Origin of the sequence: Kordia sp. (genome assembly GCF_022447245.1) — a bacterium.
Taxonomy (GTDB): Bacteria; Bacteroidota; Bacteroidia; order Flavobacteriales; family Flavobacteriaceae; genus Kordia.
In genome coordinates, this window is sequence record NZ_JAKVBC010000001.1 from 213,680 (window position 1) to 236,652 (window position 22,973).

Below are 22,973 nucleotides of genomic sequence, written 5' to 3' on the forward strand. Positions count from 1 at the left end.
ATTACTAATATTATTTTGAGATGAAAACCATCTATTTGTAGGCTAAATTAATAAATAACAACTCATTGAGTTTCTATTTTACTGTTTATTTCAAGTAAATTAAAAAGCCTGAATGTTTAATATTCAGGCTCTTGTTTTATTGTGATTTGGTATTTACCAAATTCGAACTCTATCTTCTGGAGCAATGTACATTTTGTCACCTTCTTTAATATCAAATGCTTCATAGAAAGCGTCGACATTTTGTAAAGGAACATACGCTCTGTATTGTCCTGGAGAGTGCGGATCCGTTTTGATACGTGTACGCAATGCTTCTTCTCTCATTTTTGTTCTCCAAACCGTTGCCCAAGAAAGGAAGAAACGTTGTTCAGCAGTATAACCATCAATTTTGTCTGGTCTTCCATGTTCTTTAATGTGACGTTGTAATCCATCATAAGCACCTAAAACACCTCCCAAATCTCCAATATTTTCACCTAAAGTAAATTTTCCATTAATGAATACGTCAGGTAATACTTCAATAGCGTTGTACTGTGCAACTAAGACATTTCCTCTTTCTGTAAATTGCTTTAAATCCTCATCTGTCCACCAGTTTGTTAAGTTTCCATTGGCATCAAAACGTGCTCCTGAATCGTCAAATGCATGTGAAATTTCGTGTCCAATTACAGCACCAATTCCACCATAATTTACAGCATCATCTGCTTGATAGTTGTAGAAAGGTGGTTGTAAAATTGCTGCAGGGAATACGATTTCATTGTTTAATGGGTTAAAGTATGCATTTACCGTTTGTGGTGACATTCCCCATTTTGTTTTATCAACTGGCTGATCAATATCATCTAGGTTCTTTCTGAATGCCCATTTTCCAACAGCAACCATGTTGTCATAGTATGAATTTCCTGCTTTTATATCTAAATTAGAGTAGTCTTCCCACTTGTCAGGATATCCAATTTTTACCGTGAATTTATCTAATTTTTCAATTGCTTTTTCTTTTGTTTCTGGACTCATCCAGTCAAGAACCTTAATTCTATCTTTGTAGGCAGCAATTACATTTGCAATCATTTTTTCTGCTTTTTCTTTGGCTTCTGGCGGGAATTTAGCATCTACATATAATTGTCCAATTGCTTCACCAACTGATCCGTTTACTGTTGCTAATGCTCTTTCTTTAGCATCACGTTGCTTTTTGGCTCCATTTAATTCTTTTGAATAAAACTCCCAATTTGCTTTGTTCAACTCAGTAGTTAACATTCCTGCTGCACCATCTAAAGTAGACCAACGCATTAGCGTTTTAATATCGTCAATACTTTCGTTCTTTAAGATCTCTTGTAACGCAGTCATATATTTTGGTTGCATCACAATAACAGTATCTAGTTCTTTAACTTCTAAATCAGCAATTAATTTTTCCCAATCAATTACTGGAGTCATTTCCGATAGTTCAGCAACCGTACGTGGATTGTTAAAGTTGCGCATATCTCTACTTTGTACTTTATCCAAACGTGGTGCTGCTAATTTAGTTTCTAAAGCTAAAATAGTCTCAGCGTCTTTTTTCGCTTTTTCTTCATCGTCACCTAAATATTGTAACATACGTGTAATGTGCACTACATATTTTGCTCTAATTTCTTTAGATTTTTCATCTTCAAGCAAGTAATAATCTCTCTCTGGTAATCCTAATCCACCAGGTACAACATACGCGGCGTTCATACTACTATCACTTAAATTAGCAAAAGCTGTTAGTCCTAAGAAAGGAGCTGTAATTGTTGCTGGATTTTTTGCCAATACTGTTTGCATATCTGCAATTGTTTGAATGCTTGCAATAGCATCTAAAGCTGGTTGTAATGGTTTTATTCCATCTTTGTTTCTTGCTACAGTATCTAAAATAGAATTGTATATTAATAATGCTTTTGCTTGATCAGTTCCTGCTGCATATTTTCCACTTTTGTTGGCTTTTTCAAGAATTTCAAGGACGTCATTATCTGTATCTTTACGAAGTACTCCAAATCCTCCCCAAGATGTTCTATCTGCAGGAATTTCAGTAGCTTCCATCCATTTACCATTTACATAGGTATAAAAGTCATCATTTGGACGTACTGAAGTATCCATATATTCCAAGTTGATTCCGGGAACTTTAACTTGAGCCACTTCTTTTTCCTTTAAATCTTTTTTCTCACCTTCGCAAGAGAAAAGGAGTGTGCCAGCAGTAAAGCAAAGTGCTAATCTTAAGGTATTTGTCTTCATTTTTTGGTTCTATTTAATTTTAGTCTCGTGTAGTTTAGTATAAATTGAGGGATGAATGTTACGAACATGTAACACATTAACATTTTTTTAAGAGAATTTTAGAATTTGGACTTCAAAATAGAGTCAAATTCTTTCTTTAAGCCAACGACTTCTTTTACATTATCGTTAGGAATTGCAATAGAAAGTACATAATGAGCTATTTTCCACTCGCCTCCTACTTTTTTGACAACTCCTGATCCTCGGCATAATTCCATTTGTGTATCCAACAATTCGTCAAACCAAGCAATATCTCCATATTCTGACATAAACACGTTTCGTTCTAGAGCAGTAAAACTCCATGCTTTTCCTTTGTCAAAATACGGCTTAGAAAACTCTTTGAACTCTTTATTCTGCCAGTTTTCTGTTGGATCAGTTCCAATAAAAATGGCATCATTTGTCATTTTAGAGAAATAATCGTCAAATTTTGCATCGGCCGCAGCTTTATGCCAAGCATCTAGCACTGCATTGATTTCTGTTTTACTTTGTGATAAGCGAAATTCTTCTACTTTTTGGCGTGCTTTTTCAGTATTGCACGAAATACATGCAATAACAAGAACCCACAGAATTATTTTTTTCAAGACTTAATTATTTTTTGGTTTTACTTGTTTGAATGGCTTTTTTGGTAGTTTTTGTTTTTGTGCCTTTTGTGTTGGTAATTGTTCTGTTTGCAGCACTTTCTTTGGAGCATTCTTAGTACTGTCTGTAACTTTAAATACGTCTCCTAATATTTCTTCAGCTTCAATATCGAGTAACGACGCCTGTTCTATTTGGCTACATACTGCATTGAATACTTTGTTCATTTCTACAATTTCTTTTTCTATAAACGTATTTGGAATGCTATCGTCAGTAGCATCATCTTGTAATTTTAATGCCTTCGTTTTAAGCACTAGAAAACGACTGCGTATTTGCATAATGTCTAAAGCTTCTGGCAACTTCTTTTTTTCTACCTCATCAATATTGCTTGCCAATTGCCCTAAATCTTCTATGATGGCAAAACGCGTACTTTCGTTAATGAGTTTCATATTTTCATGAACTGCATTGAATTCTAACCAATCTTGCACTAACTCCTTTTGAGTTGGTGTTAGTTCTTGTAAATTTCCTTTTCTAGGAATGTTTAGTTTATTTTTGGCGAGGTATTCTTCTTGGCTCTGAGTTTGTTGCATGCGCGTAGTTTGTTCTTCTTCTTTTCCACATGCAAAAAGAGTCATACAAACAAGAACAAATGCAATCCTATTTTTTATTAATTTTTTCAACTGTCTACTTTAATATTAAAAGAGGAACAAATATAGCCAGTTTTTTAAGTTTGCCTGTATTTTTAACAAAGTTTACCACTCTAAGGTATTGTATTTTATGAATTTATCAAAGTTTTGGCTTTTTTAGTTAATTTTTCGCATTCACTCGAATTAGATTTTTTTTATCTTTGTGGTTCTATTATTATCTCGATAATTGAGATTTATAATGCTCCGAGGTTTGCCTCAATATTTTATTATGAATTTTATGTATATATCCCAAGGGTTTGCCCTGAGCAAGTTTACTAATTATTGATGAGTACAAAAGTTTTAATTATTGGCGCCTGCGGGCAGATAGGTACAGAGTTAACAACTGCTTTGCGAAACACCTATGGTTTTTCGAATGTGATAGCATCTGATATTCGAAAAAGCGAGAGTGATGTTTTTAACCAAGGAACTTTTGAACTCTTGGATGCTCGTGATAAAGACGCTATCAAAGCTTGTGTAGAAAAGCATAAGATCACTGATGTGTATTTAATGGCTGCACTACTTTCTGCTACTGCTGAAAAAAATCCTGATTTTGCTTGGGATTTGAATATGAATTCACTTTTTCATGTACTTAACTTGGCAAAAGAAAAGGTAATACAAAAAGTATTTTGGCCGAGTTCTATTGCTGTTTTTGGTGAAAATTCTCCGAAGAAAAACACACCGCAACACACTATTATGGAACCATCAACTGTGTACGGAATTAGTAAACTATCTGGTGAACGTTGGTGTGAATATTACCATAAAAATTATGGTGTAGATGTACGTAGCATTCGTTATCCTGGCATCATTAGCTGGAAAGCAAATCCTGGTGGCGGAACTACAGATTATGCCGTAGAGATTTTCCATGAAGCTGTTCAGAAAGGTTCATACACTTGTTTTTTGCGTGATGATACTTCTCTTCCAATGATGTTTATGGACGATGCCGTTCGGGCTACTATCAATATTATGAAAGCTGAACCAGAATCAGTAAAGGTTCGTTCTTCATACAATATTGCAGCTATTAGTTTTACACCTGCTGAGTTGGCAACTGCTATTCAACAAATAATCCCTGAATTCGCTATTGCTTATGAACCAGATTCTAGGCAAAAAATTGCAGATACGTGGCCAGAAAGTATTGATGATTCAACCGCTACTGCAGATTGGAATTGGTCGCATGAATTTGATATGAAGACTATTGTTTCTGAAATGATTTCAAATTTACAACGTGTGTTGGTCTAACACATTTGAGAATGCTGAATTCTACATTATGAATTGAGTTTAGGCTACTTCTTTTTTGTTTCTTTTTCGACGAATGTATAATACTATTCCTGTGAGCAATATTCCTCCGAAAATATAATACAAATATCCGTTTGCTGATAGTTTTATTGGACTCTCATCACCTGTTAATGTCAAAGCACTCCAATAATACGGTGAGGCTTCACTCGTATTTTCATTGTTTTGAATGTACGTAAGTTTTGCTTTTTGTAAGGCTCCTGATTTGGAATCACCCGCTATAATATTTTTATAAAATTCTTCTATGATTTCAGTACTTGCCTTTTCATTAATATCCCATAAGGAAGAAATAACACTTTTAGCTCCAGCGTTAAAAAACCCTCTTGCCAAACTCATAACACCTTCTCCTTTTTTTAATTCTCCATCTGAAGTTTTACAGGCACTTAGCACGACCAATTCTGATTGGTTTTTGGTAAAATACAATTCATCTAACGTAATTTTTTCATCGTAAAATGCCAACCAAGGAATCGCGTTGTCAAGTCCACCATGCGTAGATAAGTGTACAATTTTGTAATTTCCATACGCTTCTGTAAACCGTTTTTTTGTCGCGTTTTCATATTGAAAATGATTGGCTCCAAAAATACGTGTCAACTTTTCCAGTTCAGCAGAACTTGTTGTTAGTGTAGCATATTGTTCATCTAGGAATTTTGTGGGAGCAATGGCAATAAATGAGCTTCCTGAAGACATTCTATTTTGTTGCGATTGTGCCGCAGATGACAATGAATAATTGTACTGAATTTGTGTGTTTTCAATTAAGTATTCGTTTGTTGGCGCTCGTAATGCTTCAAACGGAATGTATTGTAAAACATCATCAGGAATAATCGTCATTTGTTTTTGAGAAAGTGTTTCCGAAAATGGAAAAAGTTGCTGATATAATAGCGTTGCGACTTCCTCATACTTATTTTTATCATCTATATTTACAAAGGGTTTCGAGACTGCGTTTTTATATGTGGCAACTGTTTCTCTGAGTCTTGCTGTACTTGGTAATTCCTTTAATTGAATTGTTTCGGGTGAAATTAATGTTACAAAACCTTTTTCTTTGCCTACAATATATTGTAAAATCAGCTCGTCTTTTTGCAGATTACTTTGAACCTCTTGTAAGGTAACAACCTTTTTATTTTTTTTGTATTTGTAATATTTTGGATAATTCGTTTCTAAAGAATCTATAAACGCATTCAGTTCTTTTTTATAATCGAATATATTATCTTTTAAAGTATCTATATGACTTTCCGTATAAGAAGACATTTGTATTTCTCCTTCAAGTGTTTTGATTTTTTTGATCAAGTCTTGTTCTCGTTTTAAAATCTCTTTCGGAAGTTTTGACAAGCGTTTTGCAGTAGCATCTGTCATATTTTCCAGTAATAAGATTGCTTTATTTTTTTCCATGAAGAAGAAAGCTTTTTCAGGTTGTTGCAAACGATGGCACACCTCAACTGCTTTTGGATAAAAAGTAGCACTTTTTTTTCGCCAAAATAACTTCGATAAGTCTTCTCTGCTTTCAACATAAATAACATCAACCAAACTGTCAGCTAGTGCAAACGTTTCTAAGGAATTCTCAAGGTATTTGGCATTTTTTTCTGCTTCATAACAGGCAATCCATCCATTGGATTTATCAATTAAATATCCTAAGATATCTATTTTGTTTGGAGATAATTCAATGTCTTCAAACTTGGGTAGTGTTTGATATGGAAGCTCTTTAGAATGTAGTGCCTGCGTGATTGCTTTCTGGTAATGGATTAGTGCGTTTTTATAATTATTTTGAAGTTTGTAAATATCTGCCAAGTTATTAAAAACCATAGCTTCTTTATACTTTTCATCATAAGTATATTCAGAAGCTTTTTGTAAATATTCTAGAGCCTTTTCTATTTTTTTTTCCTTTTTGGATAAAACTCCAAGATTAATATAAGTATCAAAAACTTTTTCAAAATCTTCTGTTTGCATTGATATATCTAAAGCTTTCTCATAATTAATCTTAGCTTTAGAGTAATCTCCTAAAAAATCAAAAAAACAACCTAAATTATTTCTATACGCTTTTTCAAGTTTATCATCAAAGTCATATACTTTTTTTAGAGCTTCTGTTTGCTCTAAAAGTTTACCTATTTCACGATTATAAATACTATCTTCTAATTCTATATAAATTCCTAGCTTATCTCGTAAAGATAGAGCGAGCCCTTTATTGTCATTTTGTTTTTTACTAATATAAATAGACTTGTCAAAATTATCTATCGCTTTCTGTAAATCTCCTAAGTCACTGTAAGTATTAGCTATCAGACGATATACTTTTCCGAGTTGTGCATCTTTTTCAGGGTATTTATCTAAATACAAGTTTACATTCTTTAATACTTCATAGTATTTCTGAGTATTGTATAAAAATAATATTTTATTTCGATGTACTATCTTAATATCTTCAATATCATAATTATCAGATAAAACGGTCAATCTCTCTATTTTATCTATGAGACTGAATGATTTTTTATAATTAGAATGCCTTAAATCTGTCAAAAAACTACGATAGATTTTGATTAGTTTTAGTGTATCAATTTTGATATTATTTTCATGCAATAAACTATCTAAAAATTGTTCCTTCTCATCTACTGAAAAGTCTTTTGTTGCAATCTGTTGATTGTAATACTCGTGTAATTGTAGCTGCTGAGCTTCTGCAATAAAAAACAAAGAAAAAAATAATATGAACAACTTAAATTTTTTTGGGCGCAACACAATCATAAACAACAGAATATTAATCTTTTAATTCAAACATCAGTTATAAAACCTTACAATAAATACTCTTTTTTTAGAGTTATATGTGCATAAAATTTTATATTATGAAAAATCAATAAAACATTACACAATTTAAACAATTTAAACAATATAAAATTTCATCTGAACTTTTTACTAAGATTAATGGCGGCGAAAAGAAAGCTAGAGCAACATCTGACGAAGAAGTTGAGTAAAACATTTAAAGTAAAAGAGGAGCAACAAAACTCCTCTTTTTTAATAGTCTAAATGCAAGATTACCTAAACCTAATTTAAACTATATGCTATTGTATGGGAATACGCTTGGAATGTAGTATTTCATTTAAATAAGGACTGAAAACAGAATTTTCTATCACTGTAGCTTTTAATTCTATACCTGACATTCCACTTACATGTAAACTTCCACTGTATCCAGAGGTCAATGCTGCTGAATATGAGGTTCCATCAATATAAAAGGTTTCATTATTATACATAAAAGATAGCTGTTCTCCAGGCGCAGCAATATCTACAGAGCTTACTCCTATATTTGAAAAGTATGCCAAAGCAGACATATTTCCTCCTGGTGGATTTGTAATTGATCCGTTTACATTAGGGTTAGAATTACCTCCAACAGAGTTTACTTGATTTGAAAGTGCTGCAATAGCAAGTATATTTTCTGAATCATATGAAGATGGGTAATGTGGAATTTGATCGTTATCAAGACCTTTATTTCCTGCTGACGTTACAACTAATTTATCAGTAGCTTCAAGAATAAATTTCCCTAATAATTCTCGTTCTTGATGGTACCATCCAAAACTCATATTAATGATATCTACATCGGGCTTATTTGCTGCAAATTTAAACCCACACAAGGCATCAAAATAGTCAATATTCCCAGTTTGATTTGCTACCTTTACAGGTAATATTTGATAGTTTATGTTATCTGATTCTAGTTGAGAGATGATCAAATTGGTAACTATGGTTCCATGTCTTCCATAATGATTATCAAATGGATTATTATTTTCATCTACAAAATTCCAGCCAAACAATTCATCATATCCATTATCATTACAAGCTGTATCATTACTGTTATATAAAAACCTTTCTGGAAAATCATTGTAGTTATAATCGATTCCAGTATCCAGCACCGCAATGGTTACGCCTTGATTTACAGATACTTGTTTTTGCAAACCATCACCTACATTTCCAACACCTCCAGACAAGACAAATATGTCATCTTGAATTTTAATCTCTGTATTAAAGTCAACTCCTTCTACTTCCTCATCTCCTCTAATAACAGCCTTTTTCTCCTCAATACCACCACCATTAGGAAGTTTTCCTAATTCAAAAATCCAAAGTTCTAAAGTCGGGTCAGCGCATTCACATTTTTTGTATGATTGAATATTATATTCTGCTCTTTTTAGTATTTTTTGAGCTTCTGTTGTGCCTACAGGATATTGAATTACAAGCTCATTATTTGGATTTGTAAACGTTTTTTGTAAAATTTCTGTTTCTTTTGCAATCTCAGTTTCTTCAGAATTTAAAGCTTCTTTTTGACACCCTACTGTGGCTAATAACAGGAAAGCAAAACAATATACTATTACTTTTTTCATGTTTCTTTTAGTTTAAATTAATACTACTATTTTTCCAAGCTTGTATACTTGGTGTTGGTTTAGGTGTGATAAAAATTCCAGCCAACCAAAATTGGCTGGAATCCTCTTGCATTAAAAATATTATTTTATAATTACTTTTTTAGTGATTATTTCTGTATCAGTAGTAATCACGAAGAAATATATTCCTGGTGTTAATACTGACTTACCATTCCAAGAGATGGTAGTAAGTTTATTTTCTATACGATTGGCATCGAATGATTTGATCAAGATTCCGTCAAAACGATATACTTTGATTGTAAAGTTCGTTTTGTCTGCTCCTGAAATCTCGATATTCATATTACCATCATTTGGATTTGGTGAAATTTTAGCTTCAGTTCTCACATCTGTTGGTTCTTGTGGTCTAGTATAACAATCTACACACTCTGATGCTGACCACTCAATTTCATCTTCACATTTTGTTCCAACTCTCCAACTAAAGCATCCTGATCCATCAATATATGGCAACGAGAACGATGTTCCTTGTGTTTCCCAGCGCATCACTCTAGGTCTAGTTCCTTCACAGCTGCGACAGCTTGGATCATCCCAAGTTACCTCGACAACATATGTTAGAGAAGGATCTCCTAACCAACTCATTGTGGCAGTTCTACAATCAAATTGTAAATTAGTAGGTGCTTCACATTTTGGATTCAGAATTTCATCAATCAATGAACAATCAATTTCCGCGGCTACTGCGCTATTTTCAGTTGCTAAAGCCTCGCCTTCTTCTTGATATTGCACTTGTACATAACAAATTTCCCCACAATAACTTACCACTTTATGAACTACAGTATAGTATACTCCAAACTGAGCGTTTGTAAATAATGGGAAGTTTGATCCGCCTGTAGTAGTTGTACTAAATACTAGTGTGTAAGGTCCGCCTGTTTCGTTTAGACTAGATAATACATACCATTCATGGGTAGCACCTAGGTCTTCATATCCATTGTAGTTTCCTACCCAGAAATTATAATCAAAATCTACACCCAAACTAAAGTCTGCGGTATTGAATTCATCACAACAATCTGGTGTTAATGGAGTTCTGGTTTCTTGCCAAGGACAATTATTCGTCCAAACTCCATGTTTGATGTAATAAAATTTTGTAGGATCTAAGTTCGCAAATGTAGTGGTAATTCCTCCTTGATTTCCAGTAACAGGACCAATCGTATTAGCATCACTTGTGGCTCCTTGAGTATCTGTTTCGTATACACGCCACCATTGATTTGGTGCTGGATCTTGTGCAGTTACAGTCACATCAAATACACCATCATGACAATTGTAATCAACAATATCAAATTGAGAAGACATTTGTCCTTCTGTGTATGTAAATCTTTTTGTTAAAGAGACCCAACCACAATCTGGATGAGAAATAGCGATTTTAACTTCATAAGTTACACCCGCTTGAAATGTCACAGGGTGATTTATATCATTCACAAATGTTTCTGTTACATTTACCCAATCTGGACTTCCATATTTCCATCCACTTGTAAGTCCAGAATCTGGATCTTGTGCAGAAAGCCAGCTAACAGTCCCATCTCCATTTACCCTCCATATATCCATAAAAAATGTTCCAGTGTTGTCTGTAGCAGCTCCATCTATATACACATCTTCACATATATGAAAAACTGTATCTTCTACTTCGTTTTCATGTTCAAAGTGGAAGTCTACAAGTGTATCACAATCTATACATTGTGATGAAGCTAGCGTCATAGTTCCAGTATTGTTAGGATCTAGCCATGGCTGGATACTTCTTGCTGGATCATTAATAGCATTCCAAGAAACATCAAATCTACCAAACCAACCGAATTCACTGTTTGGATTATTGCAATTTTGATTACTTGACCTACGGTGCTGAGCAATTAACAAACCTTGATTATTAAAAACTCCTGCACCTGAACTTCCTCCTTCAGGAACAGAATGTCCATTAGCTGTTGCAGCCCAATCATTAATAAACCAATAATTACCCGGTTGTGGAGGTGGATTTGGATTTCCATTTGTACCAACTTGAAAATCAACTTCAATAGTTCCAATTTTCATAATATCGCCACTTGGATGATGTATCAAGGCTCCACCTGTTCCTGGCGCATTTCTTGACCATCCATTGAATACAACATTTATTCCTGCATCTACTGGATTTTCATCAAGCTCTAACAAAGAAAAATCTGTGTGAGCTCCATTAGCTCTAATAACAGCTCCGTTTGTACAAGGTGCAGTAATATTTACACCATTATTACATCCTGCACTTTCATATCCCCATAAAAATGAAGTAAAATCAAGATTAGTCCCTGCTGTACCAAAATCAACTGTACAATGATTGGCTGTTAGGAAATAAGGAGTACAATCCCCCTCAACATTATTCAACAAAGTTCCTGAACACCATACATTTCCATTTACTAAAATTAACGCAACTCCTCTTTTTTGAGTCTGCCAATTATCACCTTCAGGGCAATTAATATTTACCTGACAATCACCAGATGCTCCAAATGCTCCAGTTCCGTCTTCATCAAAATGATTGGCTACCATTCTATAGCCGTGAACGACATATTGCAAATTCAAAATACTCTCTCCTTTCACAGAAGCTGGCTCATAAAATTCCATAATTGCTTCGTCTCCTTGTAATAGTGAAGTTCCAAAACCTCTTTTATCTGTAGAAGAACTTCCTTTATTGTTTAATGAGGTAAATCCACCTAAAACTTGTTTTCCATCAGGTCTGAAAATATACAACTTTGCTCCAGGAGCAAGCCAATAGTGATCGAATAAAAAATTAAGAGTCAATGCCTTATCTGAGTGGATTTTAATTCTTGTCAATCGATCTCCATTTTCAAAATTCTTAACTTTGACAGACTCAAGAAAGTCTATATCAACTAACCGTTTAACCCCAAAACGAGGTGCTTTCCCATTTTCATAATTTCGTATGTCTTCTTTATCAACCTCGTCCATATCCAGTTGTTGTAGCTCTACAGAAACAATACTTTCTTCATCTATATTTTTTGCAAGAGTTTGTGGTATACCACCTATGTTTAATTGTCCTAAACACAGATAGGGTAACAAAATTGCAAAAAGTATATTAGTAACTTTTTTCATAATTACATGTTGTTGGTGTTGGTTATTCCTACTCTGTTGTAATTGAAGGTTTTTCGGATTCTACCTTGTTGAATGAATCGATTCATGAGATAGTTATGAGTCAGAAATTTTGTTACCCAATTTATTTCCTTATTTTTAAAGACGTTTATAGTCATCCCCATATTTATGTCAAATGATGCTTATTTTATTGAAGGACTTTGCTCTGGAGAAAAAACTGTAATAAAAGAAATTTACGATCGGTTTTTTACGAAAGTAAAAGTGTTTGTGGTACAAAACAAAGGCTCTGTAATCGATGCAGAAGATGTTTTTCACAATGCATTGATACAATTATATATTAGACTCAAAAACAGAAAATTAGTCATAAAATCTTCTTTTGAAGCGTATCTTTTTACTACCTGTAAAAATCTTTGGCGACGAGAATTGAATAAAAAACGGGTAACAAAACCCGAGGTTGTTGAACTTGAGGACAAAGAAACAGAAAACGCCTATGCATTACTTGAACAAGAACAGTGGGAGTTGTATATTGAAAAATTTCAGTTACTCTCTGAAAACTGTAGAAAAGTATTAACACTACTGTTTAACGGAACTTCTTATGATGAAATGGTGAAAATATTTTCATATTCATCAAAAGTAGTTGCCAGACAACGTGTTTTTAAATGCAAAGCTAAATTAACCAAGCTAATTCAGGAAGATGGTAAGTTTTCCCAAATAAAGAAATTATGAGTTTTGATGATAGCCAATATGAACAAATAGCTTCGTATATAAATAACCAAATGAATGAAGCAGAAAAAGCAGCCTTTGAAGCTTTGCTAAAAGATAATGACGAACTTGCATCATTTGTAGAAACTTGTGCTTCACTAGAAAGTGTATATGCTGAAAACTCTTGGGCAATACAGAGTACTGCTTCTATTGAAGAAATAAAAGCTTTAGCAGCAGCGTTTAGAGCTGAAGATGTGCAAACATTATCTGAAACCATACGTGAAATTCAAAGAGAAGGAAATCAAACCCAAACATCTAAAAATAAAAAATCATACTTCTATATTATTTCTTCAGCTGTTGCAATAGCTGCTGTCATGACTTTATTTTACTTTTCATTCATGCAATCCCTAACAGCTACTGAAGCATTTGATGAATATCACAATTGGAGCACACTACCCTCTTTTGTCGTAAAAAGCGATTCCCAAGAAAAAGTAGCTAAAGCACAAGAGCTTTTTAAACAGGAAAAGTATCAAGAAGCATTAACAATTTTCAAACAATACATACAAGAAAGTGATACGTACAATCAAAATGTACACCTCTACATTGGCGTGTGCTATTTAGAACTTGAAAACTATCACGAAGCCCTTCAAACTTTTGACAAATTACGCACTAGTAATACACTCGACAATCATAAAGCATATTGGTATACGGCACTTACTTATTTGAAGCAAAATAATGCCGAATCTGCAAAAAAAGTACTCAATGCTTTAGTTCAAAAACCAAGCAACTACAATTACCAAAAAGCCAAAGAATTGCTAAAAAATTTAAAATAATTCATAATTCTTCCCCATTTTTATAAATTTCGATAAGATATTACAGTTTTTATGGATGAATACTACGGCTTATTCTTGTAATAAAATAAAAAAAGCCTTTAATTTGAAGGTAGACCAAAACTTGAATCATTTGAAAAATTATGAATAAGGAACTATTAGAAAAAAAGTTAAAAGAAATTGACAAAACTATTAAATCAAAACACAAAGAAGAAACTCAAATTGGAGTATTAGCTGGACTTTCAGGAATCTCTTTATTTGAGTTTTATTATTCTAAATATCTTGATATTGACGATCATGCCGATATAGGTGTAGAAATGCTCACTGATTGTATTGACAAAATCAACGAAGGATATAGTTATCCTACATTTTGTACAGGTATTGCTGGTGCGGGTTGGGTTTTAGACCACTTAGAGCAAGAAGAGTTTATGGATGCTGATAATGACGATTTATTACCCGAATTAGATCAATATATTCATACTTTTATGGTAACCGATATGAAAAATGGAAACTATGATTTTCTACATGGAGCTATCGGATATGCATTTTACTTCTTAAATCGTTACAGAAACACTAAATCTGACGAATTAAAACAAAAATATGTAGGCTTTTTAGATGAGTTTTTAGGCTTATTAGAAGATCTTTCCGAAGATGCCGGAGATGGCAAAATACGCTGGGAATCTGAATTGAGTATTGAAACCAAAGAAAGAGGTTACAACTTAAGTTTATCACACGGAATGTCTAGTATTGTTGGTATTTTAACAAAGCTACATGAGCACGATCCTTTTAAAGAGCGAGCTGAAGTAATGCTAAAAGGTGCCATCAAATATATCTTAAGTTTTAAAACAAAAAAAGAAGATCCGTTTTCTATATTTCCTAGTTGGGTAACTGACAAAAAAGACGATGAAGAAGGACAAAGTCGTTTAGCTTGGTGTTATGGAGATTTAGGTGTTGCCATGCGTCTTTGGTTTGCATCCAAAACATTAGTTGATGAAGAATTAGGAAAAACTGCCTTAGAGGTATTAAAACATTCTGCAAAAAGAACTGCGGTAGAAGACAGTTTGGTACGTGATGCGGGTGTTTGTCATGGTTCGTATGGAAATGCACAAATGTTCTACAGAATGTACAAAGAAACTGGTGCCCAAGAATTTAAAGATGCTTTTGAATTTTGGATTCAAGACGGGATTGACAGAGGTACATTTGAAGACGGATACGCTGGTTATAAGCAGTGGAAAGGAATGGACAAAAGTTGGGAGCCAGAAGTATCACTCCTAGAAGGAATTGCAGGAATTGGTTTAACGATTCTTGACTACTTAGCAGATTACGATACCAACTGGGATGAATGTTTAATGATAAGCTAACAACAATGAGTAAAAACCCATATAAGAATTTTTCGAAATATATATTACGAACACCGCTTTTCTCTTTCACTTCTTATCAAGAATTGACAAAAAACAAAGAAATCTCAGATGAAGATTTTAAAGTCGTATGTGAAAATCCTGTTGTGAGAGAAGCATTATTTTTAGCTTCACCATCTTTGTATGAAGAAATGAATCGTTGGCTTGCTGGCGAAATGGACGATGCTAAAAAAGAAGAAAAACTACGCTATTCTATCTTAAAATATATCTCCAGAATGTCTTCTAGGTGTACACCTTTTGGGCTTTTTGCAGGATGTTCGGTAGGAGAATTTGGAGAAGAAACAGATATTCAACTCAAAGGTTCTGCCCAAAACAAACGTCATACGCGATTAGATATGAACTATCTAGTAGCGCTTTCGCAAGATTTGGTAACCAACAAAAAAATTCGTGAGCAATTACTGTTCTTTCCAAACTCAAGTATTTATAAAGCCGGACCGCAACTGCGTTATATAGAATACAAATACTTTAACAGTAGAAGACATCACCATATTGTAGCGGTTGATGATACTGAATATTTAGCTGTTGTATTAGAGAAAGCATCACATGGAGCAGCTTTGTCTGATTTGGCAAATTTATTAGTAGATGATGAAATTACAATTGAAGAAGCTACGGAATTCATAGAAGAGTTAGTATCAAGTCAGTTACTAATTAGTGAGTTAGAACCATCGGTTTCTGGACCTGAGTTCTTAGAGCAAATTTGTTCAGTATTAGAACGTTTGCAAGGAGTTGAAGGTATTTTGGCTGCATTAAAAGAAGCAGACAAAAAAATCAATGCAATTGATCAATCTATTGGAAACAATCCGAAAGTATACTTAGAACTCAGTGAATTTTTACAACAATTGGAAACTGATTTTGAATTAAAGTTCATGTTCCAAACAGATATGGTATTACAAAATACCAAAAATGTATTGAGTTCTTCAGTTGTAGAAGATATTCAAAAAGGATTTGCATTACTAAATCGTATGACATTTCCTCAAAATACAACAACGCTTACCAAGTTTAGAGATGCATTTCACGAACGTTTCGAAGAACGTGAAGTACCACTTTCTACAGCCTTAGACGTTGAAATTGGAATTGGTTATAAGCAAGATCAAGGAGCTGGAGATGTAAATCCGCTTGTTGACAATATTGTAATTCCAGGAAGACAAGCAAAACATCCAATGATGGAAGTACGTTGGTCTTCTATCAACAGTTTCTTCCAAGATAAGTTGATTGAAGCGTTTAAGAATGACGATTATGTCATTAAAATTGACGAAAAAGATTTTAAAAACTACGACCTCAACTGGAACGATCTTCCAGATACTTTGTCATGTATGATTGAAATCTTGGAAGATGAAAACGGTGAACACAAAATCAAATTTAGCGGTGGTGGTGGATCGAGTGCAGCAAACTTATTGGGTCGTTTTTGTCATGGTGATGAAGAACTATTTGCATATACACAAGAAATGGTCGATATGGAAGCTGAGATGAACAAAGATAAAATCTTAGCCGAAATTGTGCATCTTCCAGAATCGAGAGTAGGAAACATTTTGATGCGTCCAGATTTACGCAAACACGAAATTCCATACTTGGCAAAATCGATCAAAGATGAAGAAGATCAATTGCCAATTGACGACTTAATGGTTTCTGTAAAAGGGATGAGTAAAGTATTACTACGTTCTAAAAAGAACAATAAGGAAGTTGTACCGCATTTAACGAATGCACACAACTATTCACACAATTCTTTACCAATTTATCACTTCTTAGCCGATATGCAAACGCAAGGTATTCGTAGTGGAGTTGGTTTCGGATTAGGTCCTTTTGCTAATGACTTCCCGTTTTTACCACGTGTAGAGTTCAACAACTTAATTTTCCATGATGCAACTTGGAACTTAAAGAAAAGTCATATTGAACCACTGTTAAAAAGTAAAAATGACAATGATAAATTAACAGAAGCGATACAAACATTGCGCGACAGTTTAAAAATTCCGCAATACGTTATGCTTGCTGATGGTGATAATGAATTGCTTGTAAACTTTGACAATCTTACCTCAGTACGTATGCTACTGAATACCGTAAGCAAACGAGGTTCATTCAAACTTACGGAGTTCCTATTTAGCGAACGCGGTATTGTAAAAGAAGGAAGTGAATATTACACAAATCAAGTAGTAATTTCATTTTATAACGAACAAAAATTAACGCAAAGCAAGCAGAGCAATGAGTAACAACATACAAAGAAATTTTATCCTAGGAGACAGTTGGCTGTATTACAAAATTTATACCGGACCAAAAACCTGTGATGCTGTGTTAACGGAAATTATAAAGCCTGTTGCAGAGCAATTAATTGAACATGGAATTATTGATAAATGGTTTTTTATCAGATATGCCGATCCAAAACACCATGTACGTGTTCGTTTCCATTATACACGTCCAGAAAATGTTGGATTTATCATTAACGGATTGTATCCAAAGTTTAAAGAGTTTATCGATCAAGATTTAATTTACAAGATTCAAATTGACACCTATCAGCGTGAAATAGAACGTTATGGAGCCAATACTATGGAATTGGCTGAAGCTATGTTTTATCACGACAGTAAAATGATTGTGGACTTTGTTGATATGATTGAAGGTGACGAAGGTGAAGAATTGCGTTGGTTATTCTCTATCAGAGCCATGGACTCTCATTTAACTAGTTACGGCTATACCGATGCTGAAAAACTTGTCATTATGGAGCGTTTAAAGACTGGATTTGGAAACGAATTTGGAATGGGACGACCATTAAAAAAGCAATTGGACGATAAATTTAGAGCTGAACGTAAAAAAATTGAAGAATTCATGGTATTCACCGCGGAGGAAAACCCTGATTATGCTCCAATTTTAGATGTGCTAAAACAAAAAGAAGACGGAATTGCCGAAATAGCAGCAGCCATTATCAAACACAAAGACGACGAGACACTCATGATGCCTATTAATGACCTCATGGGAAGTTATTTACACATGTTGATGAATCGTTTATTCAAGTCAAAAAACCGTATTCATGAAATGGTGTGTTACGATTTCTTATATCGTTACTACAAATCAATGATTGCGCGTAAAAAGCACATGAATAAAAACAAGAAGAAGTAACAGTATTAACAAATAATTATCAAGCAGATAATAATAATGTTTTAGATTTAAATCATAATACATATTCATTTAAACCTTATGCATTATGAAAAAACAAAATGCAAAACTCCTTTTAGCTAAAAAAGTAAGTTCTATTGTAAAAAAGAAGCTATTAAAGGAGGATTACATCCAAGTAATGGAACCAATCCTTCTATTACTGAATCAAAAGATAATCGTTAATTTCAATCACATATTCGCAAAAAAAGTCTAGCAATCAGCTAGGCTTTTTTTATGATAAGTTATTGGTCATCAGAGAATCAACTTTCACCATTCTTATTTTTTTTCTCCACATAAAACTGTTATTATTGTAACGATTGACTGCCACTAATTTTCAATATATGCACTTACAAAAATCATTTTTTATTGTTAGTTGTTTCCTTTTTCTCTGTTTGCTTTCACTGAATGCACAAACCGATTCACTTCAAGGAAAATCGTATGAGGAATTGATTAAGTTATATGAAAGTACATTATTTAAAAATCCATATAATGCTAGAACCTATGCTTATGCAGCTAATAAACTTGCAGAAAAAGAACGTAATCTTCAAAAATTAGGTTGGTCAACATTTCATATTGCGTATGCAAATAGCTTCATTCCATCATATGAAGAAGCAATGGAAGGAATTGAAAAATCAATAATCATAGCTGAGAAAATAGATGATAACTTTCTTTTATTCAAAAATCATAATCTTAAAGGAAATGTACTCTCAGAAACCGATAAAGAGTTTAAAGCCTTAGATGAATATAAAATTGCTAAAAAATATGCTGATTTAACAGGTGATCCGTTAAACAAAATAGTTGTAGCAGTGAATGTAGCGTACATAAAAAAAATTCACAAAGACCATAAGGAAGCTATAAAAATTTATAAAGAAAATCTAAACATACTTGATAAATTAAAAACTTCCAACCCAAAAAAAGACACTTACAAGAAGCAGATACTCTTCAATCTTTCGGACTGTTATTTACGAATCAAGAAGCCCACAATAGCCAATGAATACAACGACTTAGCTTTGAGTATATGTAGTGATAAAGAGGCTCCTGTTTTATTTAATTCATTGTTGATGAACAAAGCAATTGCCCATTTTCAAAAAAAAGAATATGATTCTTCAATGGTTATCGCTAAAAAAGTAATAGCCTATTTTTCAAGTATTCATCAAGAAGAAAGATTAATGATTCCTTATTTCTATCTAGGAAGAAATTATTTTAAAAAGGAAAAATTCAAAGAGGCAATTCGTTTTTTAGAAAAAGCAAATGATATCATAAGAAAGAATAAAATTGCATATAGTGATCAAAAGGATGGATATGAAATACTATATGAAAGCTACAATAAACTTGGAGATTCTATAAAGGCTGTTAAATATTTAAATATTTACTTAAAATTAGACAAAAAAGCGGATAGTATAAACATAGACTTAAACAATAAGATTCATAATGAAATTGATATTGTTCCTCTACAAGAGGAAATTGATTCTTTAGGATCTTATACCAACTATTTATACGGAGCTTCTATCCTTTTATTACTTGTTTTGATTGGATTTGTTGTTTGGTTCAAACTAAAGCAAAAACAAAATAAAGTTCGTTTCCAAGAATTATTAGTCACCATTGAACTTCTAGAACAAGATAAAAAAAATACAACTCCTGAGGTTGTTGTAAAAGAAGCTTCAAGTACAGTTACAGATGAAAATGCATTGCAAATCTTAAAAAATTTAGCAGTGTTTGAAGAAAAAGAATTATACTTAAGACAAGATTGTAACTTAGCTTATGTCGCTAAAAAATTAAAAACAAACACTACGTATTTATCAAATGTAATCAATACGTATAAAGAGAAATCATTTAAATCCTACCTTTCTGAATTGCGAATCAATGCCGCTTTGATTAAACTCAAAAATGATGAAAAATTACGCTCGTATACCATCAAAGCCATTGCCGAAGAATTTGGTTTTAAGCGTTCTGAAACCTTTTCCAGAGCTTTTAAAACACAGACAAATATGTATCCTTCAAACTATATCAAAAATATTGACAATCATATAGATACATAAGTGACATTTTATAAAACATCACCATAAGTCTTCAATATATTAATGTTTTTTTTAGATATTACAATTGTTAACTAAACAGATATGATATGAAAATGCTAAAATTAAGAAAAGTAAAAATCTCTAGAGTAACAAACCCATATTTGATTACAGGAGGCGGACATCAGCAAGCTCAAGGTAATTCAGATAAAAATACTAATACTGTGACGCTTGGAGATTGTCGACATACATATGATGACAAAGATCAAGCCTGTCAAGAACATACTAACTATACTGGAACAGTAGGAAGAACTGGTGCTCCAGCTTCAGGAAGCCAAACTGAAAATGATCATTAAGTCTAAATATTCATAAGACAACCTAGCTAATTATTTACGAGCCTTCATTATATAAAATGGAGGCTCATTTTTTGTTAATTAACAGTCTAACTATATGATTTCTATGCTACGTTCGTTATCTTTATAATGAATTTCCCAAAAACCTAATGGTGTATTTTTTACTAATTAAAAATTAAGTCGTGAAAAAACACAAATTAGGACTCAACAAATTGGCTCTATCCAAGTCAAAAATCGCTGAATTAAATCGTGAAAACGCAAAAGGTGGCTGTAACACTGCTTCTACCAATCCTTTTTGCATTGCAACAGGATATTATGATGAAACCTGTGATGTGACTGCTTTATGTAATACTGCAAATCATTGCGGTGCTAGTAATGCTTGCCCGCCAGCTACTGCAAATTGTAACCCAAACCAAACCGTACAATTTTTTACATGTATTGAATCCTGTTAAACAAAAAAATTAAGAGCATTCTAGTATAGTATATTCCCTTTTGATAAAACTGTATTTATTCATTAACCATAAAATTTTAATCATGAAAAAACAAAAATTAGGATTAAACAAATTAAGTTTGACAAAATCAAGAATTGCTGAATTAAACAAGTTTAGTGCTACAGGTGGAACAGGAAGAGAATCTACAGCGCCTCAATGTATTTTTACAGGTCCTTTAACAGGATGCGTTGTTTCAGCCAATTGTCAAGGTGGCACAAATGATTGTGGTACAAATAATTGCGGCACAAACGATCCAACATGTAATACACAAGCTATTTTGTCTTGTTTATTTGCTTGCTAAGGAACGAAAAATGCAAAACAAAAGCCTCAAAGTGTCCATCTTTGAGGCTTTTTATATATGGTAATCATGAAAAAAATGTTAATGTATACTTTTATTTTCTACTAAATACTTCTCGTAATTGATAGAAGATACGTTGCATTACCGTTAGCTCTTCTACCACAATTTCAGCTGTTCCTTCCATTTCTTGTTTAAAATCGATATCCTTCTCAAAAGAACTCGATAAGGAATCTACTTTTAAATAAGCTACATACATTGCTGATCCTCCTTGTTGACTTAGCTGTGGCACACCTGAAATATTAATAATTTCTCCAGACAAACTTCCCCATTCTTGGTACGGATAACTATCCAACTTTATAATTACTCTTTGTCCTTTCTTAATTTTTCCTGAATTCGCTACTGGAAAAGAAACTCTTCCTATAATTCCTTCTATTTCATCTGGAATAATGGTAAATAAATCTTGTCCTGCAGTTACATTTTGGTATTTTGACCAAATATCAAATACGGTAACTTCTCCTTTTATAGGCGATTTCAACACAAATTGTTGTTCCCATTGCAAAATTTGATTCTCTAAATCTTGCTTCGCTTGCTCTAAGTTTTGATCAGTTGAAATTTCTGAACTTTTATCACCAACAGATGCTTGACGTAAGTTATTTAGCAGACCCAAAATAGAATTCTCATCGTTCTCAATAGCAGATAACAATCCTTGATAAGCGCGTTGATTGGCTAAATACGTATTCTCTATACCTTTATATTCTCGTTCAGAAGTGCTTCCTTTTGCTAACAAACGCTTGTACCTTTCATGGTCTTCTTTAGCATTTTGCAACTCTTTTTCCTGTATTTTGAGTTGATTTTTACTATCTTGTAAACGATTACGAACTCTACCCAATTGCAAACGTATATTCGCAGCTTGGTTTTGATCTTCACTAAAAATGGTATAATTCAAATACGTTAAATATTGTGCTCTAAATTGATTGTACGTAGGCTGTATAGGTCCTAATTTCAATTTTGAAGGAAGTACATAGTGCAACGAATCAAAATCACTTTCCTTAGCCATAAAGTTCTCGAGTTTTTGTTTTAACAACTGTACATCTTCATAATTTGCCGTATTCTCAATAACAGCCAACACCTCATCTGCTTCCACTTTTTGTCCAGCTTCTACAAAAATACTTGTCAATTTCCCCGAAGCCTTTGCTGTCAAATGCGCTGGCGGGTTTTCAGAAGTAATGGTAACTCTAGCTCCAATAATATCGTTATAACTCAACAAGGAAGATCCTACCAAAAAGAGAATTATAATAATAAATACTACTGAAATTCCCCATTGAATTACCCAATTTGGCGCTTGGCCAAGTATCTCCTTAACCTGATCGGAACGTTCGTCAAGATCATTAATTTTCTTGCGTCTCTCTTCCTTTTTTTCTTCCTGTTCTTCTTGTTTCTTCTTAGCCATA

Annotated in this window: 17 protein-coding genes; 10 read left to right on the plus strand and 7 right to left on the minus strand. The window is 33.2% G+C overall.

Features of this window, described 5'->3' with window-relative positions; genetic code table 11:
* Positions 1 to 153 precede the first annotated feature (153 nt).
* The 3 genes from MK119_RS01080 to MK119_RS01090 form a co-directional block, all read right to left on the minus strand.
* Positions 154 to 2,226 (minus strand): M13 family metallopeptidase, encoded by a 2,073-nt coding sequence (locus MK119_RS01080; RefSeq protein ID WP_290669767.1) that lies wholly within the window; start codon positions 2,224 to 2,226, stop codon positions 154 to 156.
* Positions 2,227 to 2,324: 98 nt separating this feature from the next.
* On the minus strand, positions 2,325 to 2,843 hold the full coding sequence (locus MK119_RS01085) for a nuclear transport factor 2 family protein (protein ID WP_290669770.1): 519 nt from the start codon (positions 2,841 to 2,843) through the stop codon (positions 2,325 to 2,327).
* A 3-nt stretch (positions 2,844 to 2,846) separates the two neighbouring features.
* Complete coding sequence (locus MK119_RS01090) at positions 2,847 to 3,473, minus strand: hypothetical protein (RefSeq protein WP_290669773.1); 627 nt, start codon at positions 3,471 to 3,473, stop codon at positions 2,847 to 2,849.
* A 336-nt stretch (positions 3,474 to 3,809) separates the two neighbouring features.
* Here MK119_RS01090 and MK119_RS01095 point away from each other — a divergent pair, with 336 nt between their 5' ends.
* Positions 3,810 to 4,760 (plus strand): NAD-dependent epimerase/dehydratase family protein, encoded by a 951-nt coding sequence (locus tag MK119_RS01095; RefSeq protein WP_290669776.1) that lies wholly within the window; start codon positions 3,810 to 3,812, stop codon positions 4,758 to 4,760.
* A 39-nt stretch (positions 4,761 to 4,799) separates the two neighbouring features.
* Here MK119_RS01095 and MK119_RS01100 read toward each other — a convergent pair whose 3' ends face one another.
* The 3 genes from MK119_RS01100 to MK119_RS01110 all read right to left on the minus strand — a co-directional run bounded on the left by MK119_RS01100 (position 4,800) and on the right by MK119_RS01110 (position 12,277).
* On the minus strand, positions 4,800 to 7,508 hold the full coding sequence (locus MK119_RS01100) for a CHAT domain-containing protein (RefSeq protein ID WP_290669779.1): 2,709 nt from the start codon (positions 7,506 to 7,508) through the stop codon (positions 4,800 to 4,802).
* A gap of 344 nt (positions 7,509 to 7,852) precedes the next feature.
* The gene (locus MK119_RS01105) at positions 7,853 to 9,160 is read right to left on the minus strand and encodes a S8 family serine peptidase (RefSeq protein ID WP_290669782.1); all 1,308 of its coding nucleotides are present in this window, start codon (positions 9,158 to 9,160) and stop codon (positions 7,853 to 7,855) included.
* Positions 9,161 to 9,280: 120 nt separating this feature from the next.
* The gene (locus MK119_RS01110; protein WP_290669785.1) at positions 9,281 to 12,277 is read right to left on the minus strand and encodes a T9SS type A sorting domain-containing protein; all 2,997 of its coding nucleotides are present in this window, start codon (positions 12,275 to 12,277) and stop codon (positions 9,281 to 9,283) included.
* 165 nt (positions 12,278 to 12,442) lie between these two features.
* Between MK119_RS01110 and MK119_RS01115 the strand changes: the two genes are divergently transcribed.
* The 9 genes from MK119_RS01115 to MK119_RS01155 all read left to right on the plus strand — a co-directional run bounded on the left by MK119_RS01115 (position 12,443) and on the right by MK119_RS01155 (position 21,525).
* Entirely contained in the window at positions 12,443 to 13,000 is a 558-nt protein-coding gene (locus MK119_RS01115) for a sigma-70 family RNA polymerase sigma factor (RefSeq protein ID WP_290669788.1), read from the plus strand.
* Positions 12,997 to 13,809, plus strand: coding sequence for a tetratricopeptide repeat protein (locus tag MK119_RS01120; protein ID WP_290669791.1), 813 nt, complete (start codon positions 12,997 to 12,999; stop codon positions 13,807 to 13,809). The genes MK119_RS01115 and MK119_RS01120 overlap by 4 nt, the downstream gene beginning before the upstream one ends.
* A gap of 140 nt (positions 13,810 to 13,949) precedes the next feature.
* Positions 13,950 to 15,167, plus strand: coding sequence for a lanthionine synthetase C family protein (locus MK119_RS01125; RefSeq protein WP_290669794.1), 1,218 nt, complete (start codon positions 13,950 to 13,952; stop codon positions 15,165 to 15,167).
* 5 nt (positions 15,168 to 15,172) lie between these two features.
* Positions 15,173 to 17,428, plus strand: a complete 2,256-nt coding sequence (locus MK119_RS01130; protein ID WP_290669797.1) for a lantibiotic dehydratase family protein — start codon at positions 15,173 to 15,175, stop codon at positions 17,426 to 17,428.
* Positions 17,421 to 18,329, plus strand: a complete 909-nt coding sequence (locus MK119_RS01135) for a thiopeptide-type bacteriocin biosynthesis protein (protein ID WP_290669800.1) — start codon at positions 17,421 to 17,423, stop codon at positions 18,327 to 18,329. Before MK119_RS01130 ends, MK119_RS01135 begins: the two co-directional genes overlap by 8 nt.
* 377 nt (positions 18,330 to 18,706) lie before the next feature.
* The gene (locus tag MK119_RS01140; RefSeq protein WP_290669803.1) at positions 18,707 to 20,404 is read left to right on the plus strand and encodes a helix-turn-helix domain-containing protein; all 1,698 of its coding nucleotides are present in this window, start codon (positions 18,707 to 18,709) and stop codon (positions 20,402 to 20,404) included.
* Positions 20,405 to 20,490: 86 nt separating this feature from the next.
* Complete coding sequence (locus MK119_RS01145; protein WP_290669806.1) at positions 20,491 to 20,736, plus strand: hypothetical protein; 246 nt, start codon at positions 20,491 to 20,493, stop codon at positions 20,734 to 20,736.
* A 179-nt stretch (positions 20,737 to 20,915) separates the two neighbouring features.
* The gene (locus tag MK119_RS01150; RefSeq protein ID WP_290669808.1) at positions 20,916 to 21,185 is read left to right on the plus strand and encodes a hypothetical protein; all 270 of its coding nucleotides are present in this window, start codon (positions 20,916 to 20,918) and stop codon (positions 21,183 to 21,185) included.
* A gap of 82 nt (positions 21,186 to 21,267) precedes the next feature.
* Complete coding sequence (locus tag MK119_RS01155; protein WP_290669810.1) at positions 21,268 to 21,525, plus strand: hypothetical protein; 258 nt, start codon at positions 21,268 to 21,270, stop codon at positions 21,523 to 21,525.
* 91 nt (positions 21,526 to 21,616) lie between these two features.
* On the opposite strand, the gene MK119_RS01160 is transcribed toward MK119_RS01155, so the two are convergent.
* Positions 21,617 to 22,972, minus strand: coding sequence for an HlyD family efflux transporter periplasmic adaptor subunit (locus tag MK119_RS01160; RefSeq protein WP_290669813.1), 1,356 nt, complete (start codon positions 22,970 to 22,972; stop codon positions 21,617 to 21,619).
* Position 22,973: the final 1 nt, after the last annotated feature.